At 68.9% G+C, this 23,041-nt stretch carries 13 protein-coding genes; 8 read left to right on the forward strand and 5 right to left on the reverse strand.

Features of this window, described 5'->3' with window-relative positions; genetic code table 11:
• The first annotated feature begins 63 nt into the window (after positions 1–63).
• The 5 genes from ACF088_RS06050 to ACF088_RS06070 all read left to right on the forward strand — a co-directional run bounded on the left by ACF088_RS06050 (position 64) and on the right by ACF088_RS06070 (position 13,215).
• Positions 64–1,830, forward strand: coding sequence for a PD-(D/E)XK nuclease family protein (locus ACF088_RS06050; protein WP_392374194.1), 1,767 nt, complete (start codon positions 64–66; stop codon positions 1,828–1,830).
• Positions 1,827–3,017, forward strand: a complete 1,191-nt coding sequence (locus ACF088_RS06055; RefSeq protein WP_392374195.1) for a hypothetical protein — start codon at positions 1,827–1,829, stop codon at positions 3,015–3,017. Before ACF088_RS06050 ends, ACF088_RS06055 begins: the two co-directional genes overlap by 4 nt.
• Positions 3,010–6,717 carry a hypothetical protein gene (locus ACF088_RS06060; protein ID WP_392374196.1) on the forward strand — a complete coding sequence of 1,236 codons (3,708 nt, stop codon included), beginning with the start codon at positions 3,010–3,012 and terminating at the stop codon, positions 6,715–6,717. The genes ACF088_RS06055 and ACF088_RS06060 overlap by 8 nt, the downstream gene beginning before the upstream one ends.
• 77 nt (positions 6,718–6,794) lie before the next feature.
• The gene (locus ACF088_RS06065; RefSeq protein ID WP_392374197.1) at positions 6,795–9,854 is read left to right on the forward strand and encodes a pPIWI_RE module domain-containing protein; all 3,060 of its coding nucleotides are present in this window, start codon (positions 6,795–6,797) and stop codon (positions 9,852–9,854) included.
• 778 nt (positions 9,855–10,632) lie between these two features.
• Positions 10,633–13,215, forward strand: a complete 2,583-nt coding sequence (locus ACF088_RS06070) for an ATP-binding protein (protein WP_392374198.1) — start codon at positions 10,633–10,635, stop codon at positions 13,213–13,215.
• Between the two features lie 219 nt (positions 13,216–13,434).
• Here the strand turns inward: ACF088_RS06070 and ACF088_RS06075 are convergent, their stop codons facing one another.
• The gene (locus ACF088_RS06075) at positions 13,435–13,521 is read right to left on the reverse strand and encodes a group II intron maturase-specific domain-containing protein (protein ID WP_392374966.1); all 87 of its coding nucleotides are present in this window, start codon (positions 13,519–13,521) and stop codon (positions 13,435–13,437) included.
• 838 nt (positions 13,522–14,359) lie between these two features.
• On the opposite strand from ACF088_RS06075, the gene ACF088_RS06080 reads away from it, so the two are divergent.
• A complete protein-coding gene (locus ACF088_RS06080) occupies positions 14,360–15,829 on the forward strand; it encodes an MDR family MFS transporter (RefSeq protein WP_392374199.1) in 1,470 nt (489 codons plus the stop codon).
• Positions 15,830–16,143: 314 nt separating this feature from the next.
• Positions 16,144–16,278: a hypothetical protein gene (locus ACF088_RS06085; RefSeq protein WP_392374200.1), complete on the forward strand. Its 135-nt coding sequence runs from the start codon at positions 16,144–16,146 to the stop codon at positions 16,276–16,278.
• A 245-nt stretch (positions 16,279–16,523) separates the two neighbouring features.
• On the opposite strand, the gene ACF088_RS06090 is transcribed toward ACF088_RS06085, so the two are convergent.
• The 4 genes from ACF088_RS06090 to ACF088_RS06105 all read right to left on the reverse strand — a co-directional run bounded on the left by ACF088_RS06090 (position 16,524) and on the right by ACF088_RS06105 (position 20,851).
• Positions 16,524–17,750, reverse strand: coding sequence for an MFS transporter (locus ACF088_RS06090; protein WP_392374201.1), 1,227 nt, complete (start codon positions 17,748–17,750; stop codon positions 16,524–16,526).
• Positions 17,751–18,214: 464 nt separating this feature from the next.
• Positions 18,215–19,297, reverse strand: a complete 1,083-nt coding sequence (locus tag ACF088_RS06095; RefSeq protein WP_392374202.1) for a hypothetical protein — start codon at positions 19,295–19,297, stop codon at positions 18,215–18,217.
• 142 nt (positions 19,298–19,439) lie between these two features.
• Positions 19,440–20,627 (reverse strand): cupin domain-containing protein, encoded by a 1,188-nt coding sequence (locus ACF088_RS06100; protein ID WP_392374203.1) that lies wholly within the window; start codon positions 20,625–20,627, stop codon positions 19,440–19,442.
• 83 nt (positions 20,628–20,710) lie between these two features.
• The gene (locus ACF088_RS06105) at positions 20,711–20,851 is read right to left on the reverse strand and encodes a hypothetical protein (RefSeq protein WP_392374204.1); all 141 of its coding nucleotides are present in this window, start codon (positions 20,849–20,851) and stop codon (positions 20,711–20,713) included.
• 812 nt (positions 20,852–21,663) lie between these two features.
• On the opposite strand from ACF088_RS06105, the gene ACF088_RS06110 reads away from it, so the two are divergent.
• Positions 21,664–22,323 carry a YceI family protein gene (locus tag ACF088_RS06110; protein ID WP_392374205.1) on the forward strand — a complete coding sequence of 220 codons (660 nt, stop codon included), beginning with the start codon at positions 21,664–21,666 and terminating at the stop codon, positions 22,321–22,323.
• The last annotated feature ends 718 nt before the right edge of the window (positions 22,324–23,041 follow it).

Consider the following 23,041-nt stretch of genomic DNA (forward strand, 5'->3'; position numbering starts at 1 on the left):
AGTGCTTCGGTGGTCCGTGTTTTTCGGTTCACCCCGTCCGTGCCGCCCTGATCAGGGGGAATCATGGAGAATCCACTCGGAACCACCGGCGAGAGCTGGCTGGTCAAGGTCAGTTCGACCCATGCCCGGTCCGATCCCGACGTCTGCCCGTCCCATCTGCGCACCGCAGTCCGGCCGCTGCTCAGCGCGCGTCTCCCGGATGCCCCCGGCACGCCGCCCGTACCCCGCACAGCTGAACAGCCCACACTCCTGGAGGACTTCGGTGCCGGCCCCCTGTTCGCCGCGCTGGACCTATGGGAGCACAGGCATCGACACCCCGGGCGCGTAGTCGAGGAATTGCGCCAGACTCGTGGCGCATTCCGTGGGCGCAAGGCGGCCGCGCACCCCTCCCTCATGGCGTGGACCATTCATGCGTTCGAGCGGTATGTCGCCGCCCGCACCCGGGAACAGCATGCGGCGCTGGCCGCCGGATTGCCCCCCACCACCCCCGTACAACTGGACTGGACCGTGCGCACCGCGCTGCGGGAGCACCCCGACGACCGAGGCGCGCGGCAGTACGAGCACAAGACCTGGGGCCGTCAGTACGCCTCGGCCGACGGCGCGGTAAGGGACCTGTGGATCCCGTCCTTCGGCCGCGCGAAGACCGACCGCCCGGCGGCGGAGAAGGCCGCGATCGCCCATGTCGTCGCACAGGGCCTGCCCGCCCGGCGGCGTGCCCGCCTCGCCCACCCGCCCGCGACCTCCCTGGTGAACCCCACGCCGCCGGAGCGTGTGCGGGTCTTCGACTTCGGCTGCGCGGACGGCAGCGTCACACCGCTTCTCGACTGGGGGCCGGACACCGTGCGCGAGCTGTTCAGGCGTGACGCCGCGCCCGCCTTCATTGCCGCTACCACCGGCACCGGCGTACGCCCCGGGGCCGGCTGTGTCCGCTGCAAGGTCATCGGCCACTGCGCCCAACTGCTGCGCACTCCGGAGCTGTGGGGGCCGCCCCGTGCCTCCATACCGCCCCGTGCCGCTCGTCGCTCCATCTCGGCCTGGGACCTGCGACTCCACGGCGAATGCCCCGCCCAGTACCACCTCGTGCGCCACCTGCGACTCAATGATCTCACCCCCGAGAACTCCGGGGCACGCCGTGGGCGCGTGGTGGACGCCGTGCTGAACGCGCGGCACGCACAGCGTCTCCCGCACAGCTGCCGGGAACTTCCCCCAGCGTGCGAGAGCATGCTGCCCTCCGCGCATCCGCTGGAGGAACCGCTGACCCGAAGCGCCCTGCGGATGCTGGACGAACACCGCGCGCTCTGTCCGCTGGACGGACTGGCCCCGGGTGAGAAGGTGCTGACACAGCACCGGGTCACCGCGTATGTCCCCGAGCTGGATGTCGTCGTCCTCGCCGTGCCGGACCTGCTGTACACCCGTCGGGGACGGTGGATCTGGCGGGAGACCAAGACCTCCGCCGCACCCCTGTGGGAAGGCCGCCCGCTGCTGCGCTCCTTTCCGCAACTGGCCCTGGCGGTTCTGTTGTTCGACAAGGGCGCCTTGGGCGACGGGCCGCGCCGTGGCCGTGTCGAGCTGGAGCACCTGCGGGAGGGCGTGGGGGAGAGCCGCCTCGAAGCCATCGACCCCAGCCGCCCCGCCACGGTGGCCGAGGCCCGTGAGGTGATCGCGGATCTTGCCGAGCCCCTGCTGCGGGACACCTCGTACGAACCCCGCACCGGCCGCCACTGCCACACCTGTCAGGTGCGCACCTGGTGCGAGCCGGGTGCCGCGCACACCGCGGACCCTTCGGGCGACATCCGCGACGTCACGCCGGGGCCGGAGGAGGCAGCGTGAGCGGCTATGCCGGGACGATTCCGGACTGGCTGGAGAACCCCGACGTGATCCTCCTCCGTGACGTCGCCACGGCCGTCATGCAACTGGACGAAGTCGTCCAGTTGGACTCCTTCACCCTTCCCTATCCCCCCGAAGCGCAGCGCGCGCTGGACGGGCTGGTCCTCGCCTGCCTGCGTGGCGGGGCGCGGCCCCCCGCCGGGGTACCGGAGATGATCCACTGGTGCCGGACCCGCCCCTTGAGGCGCTGGCCCCTCGACGCTCTGCCTCCCGGCCTCTTCAACAAGAACAACCGGCTCATCGACCCGGACTCCGGGAAACCGACGCAGCTCTGCGGCGAGCTGGAGGTCAAAGGGGCCGGGAACAGCACCGGCCGCCAGTACGTCGACTTGGTGATCCGCGAGGCCATGAGCGCCTGCCGCGCGGCGAATTTGCCCCAGTCGTACACGGCCTTCCGCCGACTGCTGGTCGCCCGGCCCGTCCTGACCGAGGCGGAGTGGCCGGACATCAGCACGGACCTCTACCTCGACCCGGTCCAGTTCCTCATCGACGAGATCTACGCACCCGTCCCGGCGGGCCACGGCAGGGACGGCGCCGCCGTCGCCTGCGCACGCTGTCTCACTCTGCTGACCCCCCTGGTCGGGAACGGCTGGTGGTGTGAACGCGACCGCTGCCGGCACCTGGGTCCCCCACCCCTCGGCCGACGGCTGCCCGCCGACGAGGTGGGGGAACTCCGGCAGCTCCGGCGCCCGCTCCGACAGTTCGTCACCGGTCCCGGACACGCCGAGGTGGAGCTGGAGGGGAAACTGCGCGGTCTCGGCCTCGCCGTCGAGATGTGGCCCGGCTTCGACGCGTACGACCTGAGGGTCACCTTTCCCGACGGTCACATCTGGGCGATCGACGTGAAGGACTGGACCCACCCGGGGTTTCTGGGCCAGGCCGCCACCGTCGTACGGCCCGAGCCGCCGTACGACGAGGCGTGCTGGGTCGTGCCGCACTTCCGGGTCCGCGAGCGCGGCGACTACCTGGAGACCTTCGCCCGGGAACGCCCCGCGCACGCTGCCGGGCTCCGCCTGCTCAGCGACGAGCAGGCGGTCGAGATCGCCCGGAAGCGCCTGCGCGGCGAGCGAGGCCCGGGCGCGCGCCTCGCACCGGAGACCCTCATGGGGAAGGGAGCTGATCGTGCGTGACCGCAGCGGCTGGTACCAGCATCTGGCCAAGGACCTGAAGCCATGGCCCGCGGAGTACCGCGGCATCAAACCCGCCCTGCTCTGCCAGGTTGAACTGGGCCTGCGGTTGCTGGAGACGCTGGGGCCCGGGCGGGCGGCGGACGGGGTCTGGGTCCTTCTCGGCGGCTACCCCTTCGCCTCCGCCGCCGGAATGGTGACAACACCCGGGGACCAGCTCGCCCTGACGGCGGCTCGCCACCTCCTGTGGCCCATGCGGCGGCGACGCCTGTGGCAACAGAGCCTGGAGAGCTATCGGCAACTCCCCGAACAGCTGCGCGGCTACCGCGTCCCGGCCGATGGCGGACCCGCGCGCCGGGTCGCGCATCCCGTGGCCGCTCATCGCTTCGACGTCTACGACAACGCGCTCGGACGGGTCCCGGACTTCGCGACGAACCCACTTCCGTACGCCGGGGAGGGAACCCACCGCTTCAAGGAGCGGCGCCGGTACTCCTCCGTCACCGTTCCTCCGGATTTCGTGCTCGCTCCCGCGCCGGGACACGACCTCGTGGCCCCCCGCCCCGGCCCCGGCGGCCTCATCGAGATCCCCCTCGCCGAACTGGACGACACCGCGGAGTGGATGGACGCGGAGGAAGAACGCCTCGGGAGGCCGCCCGGCCAGTGGCGTGAGCGGCTGTCCCGCCTCGAACTCGACGTCCGCACGACGGACGGAACGGACTTCGAGCCGGCGAGCACCCTCACCCTGGACGGATTGACGCATCTGGTGGGCATGGTCGGAGCCGGGAAGTCGACCCTCATGACCCTGCTCGCGGTCTGGGCGCACCGGCGGGGTCTGCGCACCACCCTGGTGGTCGGCGACGTCGCCGAGCAGCTCAGTCTGACCCAGCTCCTCCAGGGGCTGGGGATGCGGGCGGCACTCGTCCAGGGCAGCACCACCCGGCCCAAGCACACCCAGCGCCTGCACCGGCGGCTCGCTGCGCGCGGGGAACGCTCGTTGCTCGACCACACCGACCGGACCTTCGCCCACCTGAGCACGGCCTGTCCGCTCGACGCGCTGCGGGCTCTGGAGACCGTCGAGCCGCTCCGCTTCGCCGACGCGCCTTGTGGCGCGCTGCATCCGGTGCACCGCGGCGTCGATGAGGCGGACCAGGAGGAGGACGCACGGTCGCACTCCGCCCAGGTCACCCGGGAGCTCCGGCGCGCCCGAGGCGTGCGTCCGGACGGCGGTGCCGGTGGCTCCACCGGCCCTGAGTCCGCCGACACCGAGGAGATGGAGGTCCCCAGGAACCCACACGCCTGCCCGCTGTGGAGCGCCTGCCCCCGGCACTCCTCCTCCCGTGATCTCGTGGACGCGCTCATCTGGGTCGCCAACCCCGCGAGCCTGGTCCAGACAGCTGTTCCGCGTCAGCTCAACGCCGAGCGCCTGCGCTATCTGGAACTCGCCTGTCTGCGCAGCGACATCGTCGTCGTGGACGAGGCCGACCGCGTCCAGACGCAACTCGACCAGATGTTCGCGCCCACGGCCACTCTGGTCACCACCGGCCCGGAATCCTGGCTCGACCGGCTCCAGACCCATGAGATCGCCGAACTCTCCAGACAGGGACGGCTGCAACTCTCGGACCAGGACGTCGAACGCTGGTCGTCCGCCCTCGATGTCGTCGGCTCCGCCGCGGATCGGCTCTACGCCATGCTCATCGGCGTCCCGGCACTGCGGAAATGGGCACAGATCGACTACTTCAGCCCCTGGACCCTTCAGGAACGCCTGCTCAACGCCTGGTACCCGCCGCCACGCCGGGCCGCCGAGGACGAGGACACGCCGGACGAGACCGAACTCTACGACGACGAGGAGGCCTTGGACCGTCCGCCCGAGGCGCCCCCCGCCCCGGAGGGCACCCCCTGGGCCGCTCGCCGGGACAGGCTCACCAAGGTCTTCGACGTCTTCCGCGACGACCCGCTCGGTGATCGCGGGCCGTATGGAACCCCCGCCGACGATCTGGCGAGGCTGGCCCACGACATCCTGCACACCCTCCAGGAGAAGCGGACGCGCGAGCGCGTACGAGCCCTGCTCGACACCCTGCTCGACGGCGCGCCGAAGCCCTGCGAACGACCGCCGCTTCCCGGCGAGTCACCACAGCACGCCTCCGAATTCAGTGAGGAGTGGCTCGAACTCAACGCCGAAAGGCTGGAGTTCACTCTGGTGCTCGCAGCCCTCCACCAGCGGCTCGACCGGGTGACCTTTCTGTGGCCACAAGTCGAGGCCGCCCTGCGGCTCGACCCCGGAGAACACGAGCTGACCAGACGCCCGCCCCTGGACTACGCGCCCCTGCTGCCCGAGTCCCCTATGGGCAACGTCCTCGGCTTCCAGTTCCTGCTCGACGAGCGTGACGGCCGGGAAGGACGGCGCACGGGCACCCTCCGTTTCTTCCGGTGCGCGGGGGTGGGCCGCGAGCTTCTCCTCTCGTTGCCCGGGCTGGGTGTCGATTCCGACCGGGGAACGAACGGCCCGAACGTCCTGCTCATGTCCGGGACGAGCTGGGCGGGCACCTCCACCCGGGCCCATGTGGTCGCGCCCGTCCGGGCCGTGCTCAAACCGCAGCCGGAGGCACTGCGCTCGATCGGCGACACTGTCTTCCGCACGGAGTTCATGTACAACGACGCCGGACAGCCCATCCGCGTCTCCGGGGAGGACCTGGAGAAACGCGAGGACGTCCTGCGCCTGCTCGTGTCGAAGCTGGCGCGATCCAACCGGGACCGTACCCCTAGCCCCCTCCAACGCGAACTGGCACAGATTCCCGACCTGCGCCGCAGAAGAGCCCTCCTACTCGTGGGCAGCTACCGGGAGGCCGCAGTGGTGGCCGCGACGCTCTCGGAGATGTCCGCCTGGCGGGACCGCGTCCGGGTGCTTGCCGCGGACGACGCCGCGCTGGAGGCGTCCCTCGCCTCGCAGGCACACTCCGAGGGGCCCGCGAACGCGACCGTTGTGCGCCGCGGCGACCTGGCCGCCTTCGCGGACGATCACCGTGCCCAGATCCTGGTCGCGCCCCTGCTCGCGGTCGAACGCGGACACAACATCCTCACCGTTCCCCAGCGCCCCGGAGAGGAGCGGGTGGCCGCGTTCGGCACCGTGCTCTTTCTCGTCCGCCCCCACCCCCGCCCGGATGACCTCTTCCTCTCCGTCTTCGCCGTCAACGACTGGGGCACGCGGTTCATCCGCAACCACCCCGGCCTGGCCGAGGGCACCTTCGCCGAACTGGTCGGCGAAGGTGCGGATCTGGACCGGGCGGGTAGCGCCTTCCGTACAGCCGCGCGCGGGGTGTGGCGCCGCCTGCTCTCCCGCTCCTACATGTACTCCAGGCTGTCCGACGCGGAGAAGGAGTCCTTCGCATGGGATCAGCTGGTCACCCTCTGGCAGGTGATCGGCCGCCTGGTCCGCGGGGGGGTTCCCGCCAGGGTCGTCTTCGTCGACGCCGCATTCGCTCCCCGGCTCGCTGCGGCGGACGACCGCGCGGCCGCGGGGCGCCGCCCGCGCTGGCAGAGCGATCCCGGCCTGTTGACCCGTCTCCGAGACGTGCTGGCCCCCTACTTCGCCCCGGACCCCGGAGTCTGTGCCGACCCCGCCGACCCGTCCCTGGTCAGGCTGCTCTACCGGCCGCTGTACGACGCCCTGTGCGGGATCGGGACTTCGCCGGCCAGAAGGCGCTGACCCGTGCCATGTCCGGCGGAACCCGTGCCGGACGGCCACCGACTCACCACCACACAGACCCTCGATGGAGCATCGCCGTGTACCGAGAGATCCGCCGATCCGCCTACCACCTCGCCGACCCCGCGACCCCGTGGACCGAGGACTACCGTGCCCTGCGCTTCCCGGAACGCTGGCAGAGCACGCTCATGACGCTCCACAACCACGGCCGCCCCGAGGCCGAGTGGCAGCGGGGCCTGCCCACCAGAAGCCTGGACACTGCACTGCAGACACTCGCCCCCGAGGTGATCGTGCGGCCGCGGGCCCGCCCTCCCATCGGCGAGGGACCCATGCCACCCGAGGACTTCTGGATGTACGTGCCCGCGGACGTGCCCGATCCCCTACCGGGCCGGGCCGGCGGTCAAGTGCTCAACGCCTGGCTCCGCACGCTCGTGCCCCGGCGGTCCGAGTACAACCCGGAGATGCGTGCCCTCCTCCTGCGGTGCAGCGATGAGCTGACGGACATCCCGTTGAGCTGGGAGAGCGTACCGGGGGTGGACCTCCTCGGCGCACACCCCACCGACGGCGGGACGGCCGCACCGGAGACCCGGCAGTTCCAGCTCGCCACCGACGCGCTCGCCCGCCGCATCCGCGGCCTCGACCCCTATCCCTTCGAAGGGGGGGAACTGCGCTTCCGGGCACTGCCCCGCGGCCCCCGCGACCAAGGGGCTGAGCTCATGTCACAACCCCTGTGCCGCACCATCAAGCGCAAGGAGTGGTGGTTCTCGATCACCCTCAACATCTCGCTGCACACCGCCCCCTTCGACCCGCGGCCGCGGCTGCATCTGCACTGGGGCGTACGCCGCTGGGCCACCCACACGAGGTCCGACACCGGACGGCTGCCACTGCCGTACGGTCAGTCCACCACCGTCCATCTGCGACCCAAGATCCCCTGGCTGCCCGGAGTGCCCGCGACCGAACGCGGCGCCCTTGCCCGGCTGCGGCGCGACCGTGCCTCCGACGGCTTCACCTGGGCCGAGAACGATCCGGCCGGCATCCTGCACCAGCTCAGCGTCGTCGGACGGTTCCCGGCTCCCGACCGGCTGCTCGCCGACCCGGCCGACTGGATCGGCGACGGCCCCGGCGTCCGGGCTGCCGTCGTCCACAGCAACCACATGGGCGTGCACGAGGTCGGCCCGGGACTCATGCCCCATCAGAGGTCCCAGCTCACCGCCTGGGCGGAGGCGGCGCTGCCCGCGGGCGTGGTTCGCCTGCCTGATCTGGTGCGCGGCCGGGGCAAGGGCATCGGCGCACCCGCCAATCGGCGCCCGAAGCCAGTGGGTGAACCGGCGAAGAAGGCCGAGGAGGCACGCGCCGCACTGGTCCGAAGCCGCGCACTCGCGGTCCTCGCCGACCGCACGGGGCTCACGTCCGAGCCGGCCGCCGGGCAGGCGCACGTGACGGTCCGACTGCTCTGGCGGACCGCGGAACTTCGCCGTCACGCGGTGCGGGAGTTCGCCAGGACACTGGGCCTTGATGGCGACGGCGGGGCACACGCCCTGCCGGAACAGGCATTCGACGACGCCCGTCCCAGTCAGCCCGCAGTGCTCGAATGGCGGACCCCGGAGCTCGTGGTGCAGTTGCGCTGCCTGCCGCTCACCGACGGGCTCGGGGACCGGCTCGTCCTCGACCCTGCCGTCAGGCGCAAGGGAGAGCGAGCGGCCCGCGCCCTGGCCGCTCGCCGCCGGAAGCTGAGCGGCTGGCTCCGTGCGGACGGCGCCGACCTGAAGTGCCCCGGCCTAGCCCTGGTGGAGATCGCTCACCGCAGCACCTTTCGTGAGGCCGACACCGATCCCAAGTTCGCCAATCGCCTGGGGTGTGCCGACGCGGGAGTGCTGACCCAATTCGTCGTCACGCCGTCCGGGGAACGGCGGATCGCCAACGCCGATACCGTCGAACACCGCGCCCACCATGCCTGGCTGGACGGCTTCCGCCAGCTCGGTGTCCGCGTCCTGCCCGAACACACCCTGGGCGGTGATCTGCCGGACGGTCTTCAGTACGCCGCTCTCTGGATGGTCAAACGGCGCAAGGACGGTCCTACCCGGCTGCCGAGGCACCTGCCGGTCGCCGTGCTCGTCACTCCGCTCCCCGAAGGTAGCGGGCTCTGCGTCGTCCGCGGATGGGACGATGACACCCGCACCTGGATTCCCTATCCGCACTTCTTGCTCGGGCTGGTGAAGAAGGCCGAGATCGACCCGTACGCCCCGGGCGAGACCGGCTCCGGCGGTACGGCGGACGATGCGCCGCGCATCACCGCGAAGGCGCGGCGGACCAATCTGTCCGAGCAGCGCAGGGAAACCGCGCGCTTCCTCCAGCGCATGCTGCACTCGCTCCGCAATCACCCGACCGTGCTCATCACCCATGCACAGAACAGCAGGTCGCACTGGCCCTGGCTGCAGGATGGACAGATCGAACCGGACATGATCAGGATCGGTCATGCCCCGCCGGGAGGCATCGACGACGAGCTCCGTCTCGTCCGGGTGCGCGGGCGGGCCGGCCGCGAGACGGCTCAGTGGTGGGGCTTGGCTGAGCCGGGGAAGGCTCATGGTCAGCCGGCAGGGTTCTGGGCGGTTCGACCGAGTGGCGACGCACGCCGCGAACCCGGTGAGCGGGTGTTCCACAGCAGCACGGAACGCCCCGGAACCTTCGCGATCTCACCGGCACTGGACAGGCTCGCCGCGCGGGTCAACGCCGCAGGAAACCTCACCTCCCAGGCAGGCACCGGAGCCTGGAACCCGACGCTGGTCGAGATCGCCGTACTCGGCTGCCATACGGAGCGGGACGCCGAGCCGCCGTCACCTCCCGTGCCCGACGAACCCGAGGCCATCGCCCTCGCGACGCACCAACTGCGCATGGCCCCCGACTATCCGGTCGCGCTCTCCCTTCCGCTTCCTCTGCATCTCGCCGGACTCGCTCAGGCGTATGTCCTTCCCACCGTCGCGGCAGACGAGCCGGGAGCGGAGACGACGGACGGGGAGACCGCGGCTGACCCTTCGGATGAGAGGGCCGAGAGTCCTCCGGACGCCCCGGACCCGGATGCCGCCTACCCACCCGGTCCGGTCGTGGAGCCCGAGGCACCCGACGAGCCTCCTCTCCTCTGATTCCGGCACGGGATGCCCGGTGCCGGCTGCGGCCCGGGTGAACGGTCCATGCTCCGTTCACCCACCGGAAGGCGGGCCGGGAACTCTCCCGGCCCGCCTCTCGCCGGTGCCGCTCAGGCCCCGCCTCCACCCGGTTCCGGCGTTATCGTTCCGGGCTCCGGTGGGCCTGTCCTAATCGAATTCGGAAAACAGCGCCGATTCGCGGGCGAGCTCAGCCGGCGACCGGACCGGCTTCCAGACCCGGCCGTGCCATGCGGCGGAGGCCGCACTGGGCGTCGGACGGGCATTGCGCCGCCGGGAGGAAATCGTCCCCCTGGCGCAGCGCCTCGGTGCGGGCCGACTGACACGGTGTTCGATGTGGCTTCGATTCACGAACTTCTCCTTGTCTGGGTTTCTGCTGCTCAATCACCAGGTTGGACTTCTCCCGCATTCGACAATCGGTCGAGGCGTTCGAATAAATGACCCAGTGAATCCCCGCTCCGCCGAAGTGGTCGGAGTGGAGTGGTCGAAGACTGGCAGATCGACTCCGTCGCGGCCAAGCCATCAGCGTTAGGTGAACGTTAACAACCCGCTATTGAGGTATGGCATGCTTTCCCTCCCGATGTTCGCGGATCTGCCGCGCACGGGAAGAGAGCGAGGCATCATGGAGTTCCGGTTACTGGGTCCGGTGACCGTCCTCCGGGCGGACCGGGCCGTCAGCATGAGATCGCGAAAGGTGTCCGAACTGCTGGCCGTTCTGCTCGTATCACCCGGCCATCGCGCGTCCCATGCCGTGGTCATGCAATATCTGTGGCCGGGGGAGCCTTTGAATTCGAATCGAATTCGCCAGAACTTTCACCAACTTCGGCTGTCCGTTCCGGAGATTTGCTCCGAGAGCAATGAGCGGGGGTTCTGCCGGATTCACGTCCAGTCGCAGGACCTCGATCACCTGCGCTTCCGTGGATTGCTGCGGGCGGCGGATTCCACGCGTGACTCCTCGGTGCGACTCAAGTCGCTCCGCGACGCGATCGACGAGTGGCGGGGGATTCCCTTCGAGGGAATGCAGGGTGCCGCGTTCGAGCGGATACGGCATGAACTGATGACGGAGCTCCGGGAGGCCACGATTGCCTGTGTCCTGGCAGAACTGGAGTGCTCTCAGTCGGGGGCCGCACTCGACCGGGCCGATTCCGCCCTGACCCGCTGGCCGACAAGTGAGGCGTTGCTCGAACTCAAGGTGCGCGCACTGCGCACGCTCGGCAGGCAGGACGAGATCCCGCCGCTCCTGGTCGAGTGGGAGCGGGAATGCGGCCGTCCCACCGCTCACCTGCTGCTCGCGGACGCGTCGGGGGAACACGATCGGGGGAGTACCGCCTCTCTCCGTGCGATGGCCCCTCCGAGGCCCCGTCAGCTTCCCCTCGGACTGGTCGAGCTGGTGGGGCGCCGACGCCGGCGCGAGCGGCTGACAGAGGTCCTTCTGGGTCGAGCCCAGGGGCGGTCCCGGCTGGCTGCCCTCTCAGGAATGCCCGGCGTTGGAAAATCCGCGCTCGCCGTCGAGGTCGCGGTGGCGCTCGATCAGTACTTTGCCGACGGCATCCTTCACGTCGATCTCGGAGGGGTCACCCCCGAGGGGCTGCTGCGCCACGAGCACGTGATCGCCCGGCTTCTGAACGATCTCGGAGTGCGCTCGGCGACCCCGACGCTGGACGGCATGGTGTCCGCGTACCGCACCGCACTCGCGGACCGCGCGGTCCTCCTGATTCTGGACAACGCGCGCGACGAGGAGCACGTCCGTCCACTGCTCCCCCCGGCCGGGCCCAGCGCGGCGATCGTCACCGGTCGCCGCCACTTGCACGGGCTGGAGATCCGGGAGGACGCCGAACTAATCGCTCTCGAACCACTGGACCGGGCGGACGCCACCGAACTCCTTCGCATGCGGCTCGGTGAGGACCGCATGCGCACAGCCGCTCCCTTCGTGGCCGACATCGTGGAACACTGTTCGGGTCTCCCGCTGGCGCTCGGAATCATGGCCGCGAGAATTACCCGGCGTCCCGCGCGGGCACTGCCGGACATGGTCCGTGAGCTGCGGGTGGAGAGCACCCGGCTGCGCTCACTCGATCTGGGTTCTGAGAACCTGAGCGTGCGCCTGTCGCTTGACGCGTCCCACCGGCAGCTCTCCGCGCCGGCGTCGAGGCTGCTGCGACGTCTGGCCATCCATCCGGGCCCGACGATCAGCTGGGCGGCACTGCGGGCGATGGACCCCGAGGACGAGGCCCACGTCAGTGAAGCGACCGACGAGCTTCTGCGGATGAGCCTGGTGACCGAGCCCTCTTTCGAGCGATACGCCCTGCATGATCTGGTCCGGGTTCATGCCGAAGCGCTGACCTGCGAGTGGGCCCAAGTCGAGCGGATCCGTGTGGTCAAGCGAGTGCTGCACTTCCTGCTGCACCATGCCTGGGCCTGCGATCGCCGGCTGGAGCCCGGGCGTGGCTTGCCGATCGACCGGCCCGGCACACTCAGGGTCATGGCTCCGGCCGACGCGGCGGAGGCAATGAATTGGTTCGAGACAGAGTACTTGACTCTGACCGCCGCCGTCGGACTGGCCCAGCGCCACGGACTCGACCGCTACACATGGTTGTTGTCGATGACCCTGGTGACTTTCCAATGGCGGTCCGATCGCCACCTGGACGCACTCGCCGGTCTCACCCGTGCTCTCCCCGCGGCGACACGGGAGTCGGGCCCGGCCGATGTCGCCATGGTGCGCCGCATGCTCGCGGGCACTCACCGGGCCGTGGGGAATGTCGCGGATGCCGTGCGGGAGCTGAACAGCGCGGTGCGGATCAGCGACGACGACGGAGACATGCTGGGGGCGGCGCTGGGGCGCCACGCCCTCGGGGTCCTGCTGCGGGAGAGCGGTGCACCCGGGGAGGCGTTGGAGCACTTCGGTGCGGCCCTGTCAGCCTTCGAAGAACTCCACGACACCCTTGGCCAAGGGGCTGTGCTGAACAGCATCGGCAGTGCGCGATACGACCTGGGACACCATGACGAGGCAGTGGAGCACTGTCTGCGGTCCCTGTCCCTGCTGGCGGGCACGGGCGACATCAACGGGCAGGCGCATGCGCACTTCAGCCTGGGCCGCATCCGGATGGCGCGGGCAGATCCCGAGACCGCTGTCGCAGAGTTGGTGCGTGCCCGCGTGCTGTACCGGTCGCTGACCTATGGGAGCAGGGAGGCCAGGACACTGGTCTGGCTCGCGAAGGCGCTCCGCGCCGCTGGACGGATCACCGAGTCGGCTGAGGCGATGGGGCAGGCCAGAGCCGTACTGAGAAGGGTGGGCGAATTGGATATCGACGCAGCCCTCGACCGGCTCGCCCGCCTCCCGTGACCGGTTCGGTGAGCGGCTGAGGAGGGCATCACCCCCCTGCGCACGGCCTGAGGTCCGTTCTTGGCAGCACCCCGCCGAAGAACCTGATCATGCAAGTGCCGTGACGGTCCCAGCCTTCGGTTTGCCGCCGACCTGTCGAAGTAGCGGAAGGTGACCCAGTGCTTCGGCTTGTCCGGGTATATGAGTGCTCACTTGTAGGCGAGCTTCCACACGTAGGCGTCAAGGGCATGGGAAATGCGGCTGGACAACGCGCTCCCGGTGGTAGGCGGCCCATCCCCGGATGATCGGGTTGAGCTTGTGGATCATCGCTTCGGCCTTGGCCCCTCACAGGGCCTTGACTTCGGTGGCCAGCCGTTTCCGGATGCGTCGCACGGCTGCTGTGCTGGGCGAGGGCTGTCGGAACCGGCCGGGAAGGCGACCGTCGGCAGGCTCCGGCGGTGAGGGGAAGGGAAGGGGGCGGTCCAGCGACCCTCGGTTAACTCGACGACGACCGGGCCGTTGCCCTTCGCGGTACCCGTCGCCGTCGCAGTCGAAGCGGGGGAGTTTGGCGTGCTGGACACGAGGCGCCGGGATGGCTCTCCTCGCGGGTTGTCGATCCCGAAGTGAGACTTGCGGCGATCCATCACTCGCTCTCCCTCCCCGTCCCGGCTCGGCCCCGGCACCCGCACGCGGGCCACAGGGCCTGCCGGGCCGGTGGGGCAGCACGTAGACGATGGCGTACTCGCAGGTGGGCTAGGCGGCCTCGATGCCGCCGCAGACGGGGCTGGTCACGGTGGCGTGGGCGAGTTTCGGGCTCGCCTGGCTCCGGGTGGCGGGATGGCGGGGTGACGAGGTGGCGGGGCGCTCCTCCCCGTTGCTCAGGCGGAGCGGCTGGTGGTCTGCGCGGGCGTGGAGGGCCTTACGGCCGGGCGGCGTCGTAGCGGGTGTCGATGAAGTGCGTGTCGTCGGTCACAGCGTCGCCGACGGATGCCTTCGTGAGCGGGTGAAAATTCGGGTGAGATCGGCGCGTCGATGCGAAACACTCGCGCCGACCGATGAGTTTTCCCAGGCATGCCGGTCTCTTCCTACAATCACCACCCATGCTCGTGCCGACAGCCCTTGGCTGCGAGGCGACTGTGACCAGGAACCCCAGTGAGGTGCTGCCATGTCAGCTGCGATCCAAGAACGACCGGCCGTGCAGTCGGGCCGCATACCGACCGTGGTGCGGCTACTGGTGCTGGCCACCTTCGTGGTGATTCTTAACGAGACGATCTTGATCAACGCCATCCCGCGGTTGATGGACTCGTTGCGCATCACCCAGCAGTCGGCGCAGTGGGTATCCACCGCGTTCATGCTGACCATGGCCGCCGTGATTCCGATCACCGGCTGGTTCCTGCAGCGGGTCACCACCCGCCGGGCTTACGGCATCGCCATGGGCGTTTTCCTCGCGGGTACCGCTCTGTCAGCCGTCGCGCCGTCCTTCGAGGTGCTGCTGCTGGGTCGGATCGTGCAGGCCGCAGGGACAGCCGTGATGATGCCCCTGCTGATGACCACGTTGATGATCGTGGTGCCCGAGCAGGACCGCGGCCGGGTGATGGGCAACGTCACCCTGGCGATCTCGGTGGCGCCCGCGCTCGGACCTGCCGTGTCCGGGCTGATCCTGCAGGTCGGCTCCTGGCGCATGCTGTTCGTGGTCGTCCTGCCGATCGCGGCGCTGGTGACCCTGCTCGGGCTGCGCAAGGTGGAAAACATCAGCGAGCCGCAGGTGAGCTCCGTCGACTGGCTCAGTGTCTCGGTGGCGGGGCTCGGCTTCGGCGGCCTGGTGTACGGGCTGAGTCTCCTCGGGGAAACCGGCGGCAGGGTCGGGCTCGGCATCGGCATCGTCATCGCCGGGGTCGCGGCAATCGCGGTTTTCGTGATCCGCCAGCTCAAGCTGCAACGCACCGGCGTGCCCCTAATGGACCTGCGAATCCTGGGGAACCGCACCTACGGCCTTTCCCTGGCCCTCATATCCGTCGGTTTCCTGGCGATGCTCGGGTCGATGATCCTGCTGCCGCTGTACCTGCAGAACGTGCGCGGGCTCAGCCCGCTGGAGACCGGCCTGCTGGTCATGCCGGGCGGTCTGGCCATGGGACTGCTTGGACCGACCGTGGGCAAGATGTTCGACCGGTTCGGCAGTCGGCCGCTGGTACTGCCCGGCTCGATCGGCATGGTGCTCGCCCTCGCTGGATTCACCCAGGTTTCGATGACGATGCCGTTCTGGCAGGTGCTGGCACTGCATGCGCTGCTGATGGTGAGCCTGGCGGCGACGTTCACCCCTGTCTTCACGCTCGGGATGGGCGCGCTTCCCCCGCATCTGTACTCCCACGGCAGCTCGATGCTCGGGACGTTGCAGCAAGTCGCCGCAGCGTTCGGGACCGCCCTTGTGGTGACCGTGGTGACCGCGCGCACCGGTCACCTGGTCGCCGACGGCGTCGCCGCCGTGCCCGCAGAGCTGAGCGGGATGAAGCTGGCCTTTGGCGTCGCCGCGGCTCTCACCTTGGTGACGATCGTCGTTGCCGCGAAACTGCCGCGCCGGATCGCTGCCGCCGGTGCCGAAGACGGCAGCGCCGTGGACCAGCTCACCGGATCATGAGGGCTGGGCGCAGCTCGGACCGCCCGAGCTGCGGAAACCACAGCGCCGACCGTGGGAACCAACCCACCGGTACGTAGCCCCGAGGCCCGCGTCAACGCCGTCCACCCCGGATTCACGCTCGACACCGGGAACACCGCCGGCACCCCGCGGCGACGGACCACGCGCGGGCCCCAACCCGCCTGGCCCCGGGGGCGCTGTACCGGGCATCCGGCACAGCACCGCACGGGAGCCCAAGGCGACACCCAGCCGCTCCGTGAGCTCGTCAACACCTACCCCATCGGTCAGTGGTCCCGCCGAACCCCGAGAGAGAAAGCATGCACACCCTCGCCTCCGGAGCCGGAATGGCCGGGCCGGACCTCGCTGCCCACCTCGCCGTCCGCGGCCACCGGGTCAGCGTGGTCGAACGCTCGGCGTTCCCGCCTGTCACCGGATCACCCATCGACAACTGATGAAGGCCCCTCTTTGCCGTTGCGGCGGCAGGGCCCGTCGAGAGCTCTCACGGTGACGGCGAGCGGCCGAGGCGTTGTCGGCGTACGGCCAGCCGGGGCGATTTGTCGGCCACGGAGCATCGGCACCGGAGCGCCGGCACCGGAGCGCCGGCACCGGCCGCCTTCGCGATCCGCCCCGGGATGCCACTGTTGCCGGCAGGCGAATTCGGTGCAGCGGGCGGGGGCGTGGCACAACGATGGGTCCCTCAGCCGACGGGGAGGGCTGCTTCCGGCGCCGTAAACGTCCGTGTGCGCAAGGCCCAGCGGGTGAGCGGCCGAGTGGCGAGGCCGCAGAGCGCGAGGACGACGCCGAGTACCACCCAGCCGGGCTTGCCCCATTGCAGACACAGAGCGGTGAGCACGACCGGTGATGCTGCACGTACCACGCCGTCAGCCAGGTTGAAGGCTCCCTGGTACTGCCCTTGGGAGTGTTCCGGGGCCAGCACGTAGCTGATTTCGAATGCCCCCGCGGCCAGGCCGAGTTCCCCCGATGACAGGAGGAGCACGCCGATGAGCAGCAGCATCGTGGCGACGGGGGCGGAAACCCCGGCGGCGAGCGCGAGGGCGATACAGCCGGCGAGGGACAGGAACCCTGCTCCGCGGAGCGCGGTGGAAGCGGCCAACGGGCCTCTCACCCAGCGGGTTGCTTTGACCTGGAACAGCACGACCACTGCCGTATTCACCACCAGCAGTGCGGAAAGCCACCACCGGGGCGCCGCGGTGTGCGACACCAGCCAGAGCGGCAGGACCAGGGACACCACGTCGTACTGGAACCCGATGACTCCGCACAGCAGCGACAGGGCGAGGTACGGTCTGTCCCGCATGGCCTCCATGCGCCGCGCACCTGGAGGGCGCGGCACCGGCTCCACGGAGGGGATCTTGAGCAGCAGTCCGGCCGCTGCGAGGAAGCTCAGCCCGTTCGCCAGGATCAGAAGGGTGTAGCCCGCCGTCGAGTCGAGTTGGAGCGCGACGCCGGCTGCCGCGGCACCGATGCCCATCCCGAGGTTGGTGACTGCTCGGAGATGGCTTCGGACGCGGGTACGTTCTCCGGGCTCGCTGATCCGTGCGACGAGGGCGCCGCCGACCGCCTGGGCGCCGCGCTGGCCGATGGCGGCGACAGTGACCAGCGTGAGAAAGGCGGCGAAGGAGTGTGCTATCGGGAACAGGAACATCGCCGTCGCCTGGACACCTTGGGTGGCGACGTACAGTCCTCGGGGCCCGACGTGATCGGCCACCGCGCCGAGGGGGAGGCCCGACAGGATGCCGACGAGCGTCGCGATGGCAAGGCCAGTGCTCACGCCCGGCACACTCAGTCCGACGACGCGGGTGAAGAACAGCATGCTGCCGGCAAGATAGAGCCCGCTGCCGACGGTGGTGACGAAACTGGCGGTCGTCAGGAAACGTACCGGGCCACGGATTACCTCGGTCGTCATATACGCCTCTGCGGGGCGCCGTTGGTCTCCTGCTTGCACACGTCGCTTTCCTTCGAATCGAGTTCGGATGACTGCTTGTGCCCGGGGCCGGTTCCAGGGCTCAGTCCGGTTCTGAGGGGCGTTCCTTCTGTGTTTGCACCCGGCACCACTTTGGCGGAGAGCCGACGCCGGGGCAGAAGGCCGGACTGCTTTCTCCGGTGACGTCGTCTCGGTGATTCGCTGTTGTGCTCCGTCGGGTCTTTGCACGCCTGGCGGTGTCACGAGACGGATGCCGGGCGGCCAGCAGCAGGAGAGTCGGCCGCAGACCTCCGTACGAGGGATTGCCTGCCGAGGTCCGCGCCCGTGCCCGCGGCGGGGCGGGGCAGCAGGGCAGGCAACAGCCGACGTGCAGGAGGGTCCGCAACTGTCCGCTGGTGCGCCCTCGCGCCGTACTCGGCAGAGTGGGTCTCTTCCCTCGCGAGCTGCTAAAACGATGTCCAAGGGCGGGCCAGTTGCTGGCGCATGGCCGACAGACACTCGGCCCGGTAGGCCTCCAGCCCCGGTGCCGCCGCCCGTTTCCTGCGGTTGAACTCGCCGGTGTTCACCCAGGTAACGACCAGCTCCGCCAGGGACGGAACGTCGCTGTACCGCGCTGTCATTCCGTCGGTATGGTCACTCAACGGATAGAAGGCCGGCATGAGCGCGGGAAGACCGAACCGAACCATGTCATTGATGTTGCCCGTGACACAGGTCTGGCCGCGAGTCTCGATGATGCCGTTACGCGTGAGGTACTCGGAAACCGGCAGCATGAGGAAGTCAGCCTCCGCGAGGGTCCGGTCGAACTCCTCCTGGGCGACGTAACCGGGGTGATCTCGTAGTTCGACCGAGGGACCGACCGCCTTCCTCGCCGCTCCGACAGCAGCCTTGGTCTCCTCGGTGGCGTGCTCTCCCAGAAAATCGACTCGCAGTCGCCTCGTCAGCCGTGGGGCGGCGACTTCCAGTGCGGACAGAACCTCGGCGTGGTTCCTGCCGGAATACATTCTCCCCGGGATGCAGCACCGCACCTCGTCCCGCACGAACTCCGCAGGCGAATGCTGCGGGTAGGCGATATTGATTGCGCGGCTCCGCAGCGGGTCGCCGGATTTCATGAGCCGGAGATCCGGCAGAAGCACGCCTGCCGCGCCTTCGAGAACGAGCTTCGCGATGGCAGCGCTCGGCCGGTTGCCGTCTGACGAGGTGAACGTGTTGAGATTGTGCACCAGGCAGTGCCAGGTGGCCGGCATCGCACTCGCATCGGAGAGCAGACCGCACAGGGCATCGACCGGGGTGACGATGAAAAGGTGATCCTGTGAGGCAATCGAGGGCCTGCATTTCTCCAAGAATTCAGCGTACGGCAGACCCGGGGGACACACTTGCCACCCGACTGTCGAGGACTCGGCGGCCTCCGAGTATGCAGCGCAGAACGGGTTCGTGTAGACGGTCGGTTTCGCCCCGACGTCAATGGCTTGCCGTATGAGGCTTTCGAGGACCTCATTGTGTGCGCTGAGCTCGATCAGACCGATCTTCATCGAGTTGTCTCCGTCAGTGATGAGCGCCCCGCGGGGTCAGGAGTCAGGACCTTCAAGAGGAACCGGTCCCGTGGCATGGGTCCGTGGATCATGGACCACTTGCCCGTCGTGCCGCAGGCCGGGCTGGGATGCCTGGCGGTGCTCACCCCGACGGGAGGCGCTCTTCCAGAAGAATTCCTTCCTCGACCAGCAGCCGCAGCAGTGGGGCGACGTCTTCGGCCGGGTCGAATTCCGGGGCCCATCCGATGGCTTCCCCGAGGGTGAACGACTCGCGGCGGAAAAGATTCTCGATGAGTTCTGCAGGGGCCCCGTCGAGCGTGATCTTCCTCGTGCCGAACAGAATGCGGTGCTGTTCGGACTCGGCATCGTAATCAACCTTGACGGGGTTGAAATGCGCGTGCCGTAGACGCGTGCCGGTGTCCGTGGAGAGCGGATGGAACCCGGACTGGCTCGGGAGGCTGACCTCCCGGTGGCGACTGTCCTGGGTGGTCAGATGATGGGCGATGTACGCCTTCACCAACTGCTCGTCGTCGGCCAGCGCGGCGAGTCTGCCCATCAGTCCGCGCACGTGATCGGCGAGTTGGGCGGTGTCACCTCCGGCCACCGGCGGGAGGTTGCGCCGCCATTCCTCCCCGTCCATCAGCTGGTCCGCCAGCCACTTCAACCAGTAGACGCCGGTGCGGCAGGTCACCCCCAGCGTCAGATGCAAAGAGGGTTCGTCACCGGCCACCGCGTAATGCCAGTGGCCACGTGGGATGTAGAGCACGTCCCCCGGACGGAGTTCGGTCTCGATATACGGGGGCCCCTTGGGCTCGCCTGTGTCGGCGGAGACGTTGTTGTATTTGTCGAGCGGGTACCTGTACGTCTCCTCGGAGACGACCCAACGCTTCGTCCCTTCGATCTGCAGGATGAAGACTTCATGGTCGTCGTGGTGCTGGTCGAACCCCTGCTGCTCAGGCCAGGAGCAGTACATATTGACCTGGCTCCGGTGGCCGATCGCACGCTCGATCGCCGATGCCAGTTCGGCAATCGCGGGAAGCCTCGCCTGCAATTGGTTGATGATGAGGGTGTAGCCGTCCCGGCAATGCCTGATCCACTCCTCAGGCGTCTCAGGCTTGTCGGAGATCTTCCTGCCTATTGCCGCCAGGCGGATTTCTTCGCCGAAACGGAGACGATGGAAATTGAGAAGGTGGTTGAGCTGATCCCATGAGAAGAGCGGGCGGAAACGGTCTCGGTCCTGCCCGCGTAAGACGACGCCCCGGGTTGTCCAGTTCTCGCGAAGGAATTGATCGAGAGTCATCGGGGTAAGCAGGGATTCAAGATCGAACACGCCATTCCTCACGGTATAAAGGGTGGTGCCCGGTGACTCCAGGAGTCACCGGGCGGGTCAGGACAGTGACTTGACTCCTGCCCTTACACGTCCTTCTGGTCGACTTCGAGGTTCGGCACGCTCTTGACCTGGGCCGTCTTCACCGTCTCCACGGAGAATCCGATCCTCTTCGGTCGACGGGCCGCGTGGAGTTCGCTCTTGGGGGCTTCGGGAACCTTGGCCATCGATGACTCCTCGAGTAGGGGACTTGCCCTTTCATTCCTACTACTCGCTGTCGCCGACTGCGGAAAACGTGTGAAAGATCACGGGCCGATGCATTGAGCCATCATCGCAAAGGCCCTTGCGAAACTTGGTGATCGTGTGATCTGAGGGGCGGACAAGTCCCACGGGCAGGGAATAAGGCATTACGGGCCCGTCGCACGGTCCGGCGGCGCGAGGGGCATTCCCCCGCTGTCCCGGGGAGGCTCCCACCTGCAGTGGTCTCGGCGTCGAAGGCAGCACGTCGGGGGCGGCACCGGGGGCACCGGTCATGTCATGCGCTAGTTGGTGGAACTTCGTCAGGCGGTCGCAGCGCGACATCGAGGAGGCCGACGACGGCCGCGAGTTGCCGGGAGGCGAGCCGTTCGGCTCCGGCCCGCAGGTCGGCCGCCGGGGGGAAGGCGCCGGCCGCTCGGCTGGCAGGAGCAGCGGGTGCGGTGTGAGGGGTGCGGAACCGAGCGGGCGCGGGGGCCGCAGCCGGCCGACCTGCCCGACCGGAGCCCGATCAGAAGCTGTGGCGCATCGACCGCACCGCCGACTGCGGCGTCTTCCAGGACGCGGCCCGCGGGACGGAGCGGCCTCGCGGGAATCGAGCGGCGCTGGGAGGACATCCTGCGGGGCATGGGCTGTCCGTCAGCGCATTCCCTGTTCGTGTCGATCCTGTGCATCTTTGCAGTCGGGGGTATGGAATCCGGACGAGGCCGCCCATCTCGCTGTGTAGCGCCTGTCTATGCCGTGATAGCACGGAGTAATCCAATTCGAGGGAGGCTACGACCGCATGGGCATCTTCAGCCGTCGCCAGAGCGCGACTACCGAGCCGACGCAGGCTGTTGGCCCCCGTACGCCCTTCCCGGCGGCCGACGCCGCCGGAGTCGCGCTCGACCCCGCACTTCGTGCGCTGACCGGGCAATGGACCATCGACCGCCCGCACAGTCGCATCGGATTCTCCGTGCGGCACGCGATGGTCACGACAGTGCGGGGTGCTTTTGCCGATTACGACAGCACGCTGTATTTCGACGGAGCCCGGCCCTCCCGGTCGCGGGCCGAACTCGTCATTCGGGTCGCCAGCGTCGACACGGGCGTAGAACAGCGGGACGCACACCTCGTCGGCACCGACTTCTTCGATGCACACAGCTACCCGGAGATGGTGTTCCGCAGCACCTCGACGGTCCACGAGGGCGCAGAGAGCTTCCGTATGACGGGGGATCTGACTATCCGCGGCATCACTCGGCCGGTCGAGCTGCAACTCGACTACCTCGGCTCGGTCTTGGACCCGTTCGGCTACGAACGGGCCGGCTTCGACGCCACCACCACCATCGACCGCACCGATTGGGGCCTGGTCTACAACCAACGCCTGGAAGCGGGCGGCGCCATGGTGAGCGAGAGGGTTCGGCTGCAATTCGATATCTCCGCGATCCGGTCCATGCCCCCGGCGTAGTCGCCCCGGAAGGTCCCTGCGCTCCGTACGCCCACACCCTCAACGAGGCGAGCTGCGTGCCGTCCCCCGGAACTGGTCTGACATACAACGTTCGCTGACGCACTGTGCTCAGGGCCTGACGACCGACACCGCTCAGCCAGACCGGTGTCGAGCAATAAGCAGCCGGCGGTCTCGACCGGGGCGCGCCCCGATGGCGGTCCGGACCCCGCCGCGCAGCAGGTCGCGGACCCGGGACCTGCTGCGCCTCTCCGCCTCGCTTCCTCGTCCGCCTGTGGCTTGGTGGCATGCCGTCGAGGGTTCGACGAACGGCACGTCACCGGCCGCGAGGGCCGGATCCGCCCTGGTGGCCACCCTCCACGGCCGGATGATGCGAACGTAACCAATGCCACGACCCGACCCGACCCTTTCGCTGTGCGGTCGATATGTCTCCACCTGTCGGCCCTGCGGGCCTGGCTGTCCAACTGCCCGGAGAAGTCGGCGGCGGGGGCGGGGCGGGGGCGGGTGAGCTTCACGAGGCGGAGCTCCTTCTGGCAGCGGTCCGCCGCGCAGACGAGACACCCAACGAAGAGGCCTGTTGCACCTCCCTGGGCTGAACTTTCCTTCCTGGGAAGGTCACGCAAGAGTCTTTGACGGGCTTCTCGGCGTCGTGACCACCTTCCACCTTCCACCTTCCTAGGAAGGTGTTGCTTCGATGTGGTCGATCTGCGAAGGTGTGGCC

Origin of the sequence: Streptomyces sp. NPDC015125 (assembly GCF_043080045.1) — a bacterium.
Classification (GTDB): Bacteria; Actinomycetota; Actinomycetes; order Streptomycetales; family Streptomycetaceae; genus Streptomyces.

Bases quoted from the DNA above. Each gene is read 5' to 3' on its own strand.
- ACF088_RS06050 (WP_392374194.1), top strand. From the start codon at position 64: ATGGAGAATCCACTCGGAACCACCGGCGAGAGCTGGCTGGTCAAGGTC.
- ACF088_RS06070 (WP_392374198.1), top strand. From the start codon at position 10,633: ATGCAATATCTGTGGCCGGGGGAGCCTTTGAATTCGAATCGAATTCGC.
- ACF088_RS06105 (WP_392374204.1), bottom strand. From the start codon at position 20,851: ATGGCCAAGGTTCCCGAAGCCCCCAAGAGCGAACTCCACGCGGCCCGT.
- ACF088_RS06090 (WP_392374201.1), bottom strand. From the start codon at position 17,750: ATGACGACCGAGGTAATCCGTGGCCCGGTACGTTTCCTGACGACCGCC.
- ACF088_RS06085 (WP_392374200.1), top strand. From the start codon at position 16,144: ATGCACACCCTCGCCTCCGGAGCCGGAATGGCCGGGCCGGACCTCGCT.
- ACF088_RS06075 (WP_392374966.1), bottom strand. From the start codon at position 13,521: ATGATCCACAAGCTCAACCCGATCATCCGGGGATGGGCCGCCTACCAC.
- ACF088_RS06080 (WP_392374199.1), top strand. From the start codon at position 14,360: ATGTCAGCTGCGATCCAAGAACGACCGGCCGTGCAGTCGGGCCGCATA.
- ACF088_RS06110 (WP_392374205.1), top strand. From the start codon at position 21,664: ATGGGCATCTTCAGCCGTCGCCAGAGCGCGACTACCGAGCCGACGCAG.
- ACF088_RS06095 (WP_392374202.1), bottom strand. From the start codon at position 19,297: ATGAAGATCGGTCTGATCGAGCTCAGCGCACACAATGAGGTCCTCGAA.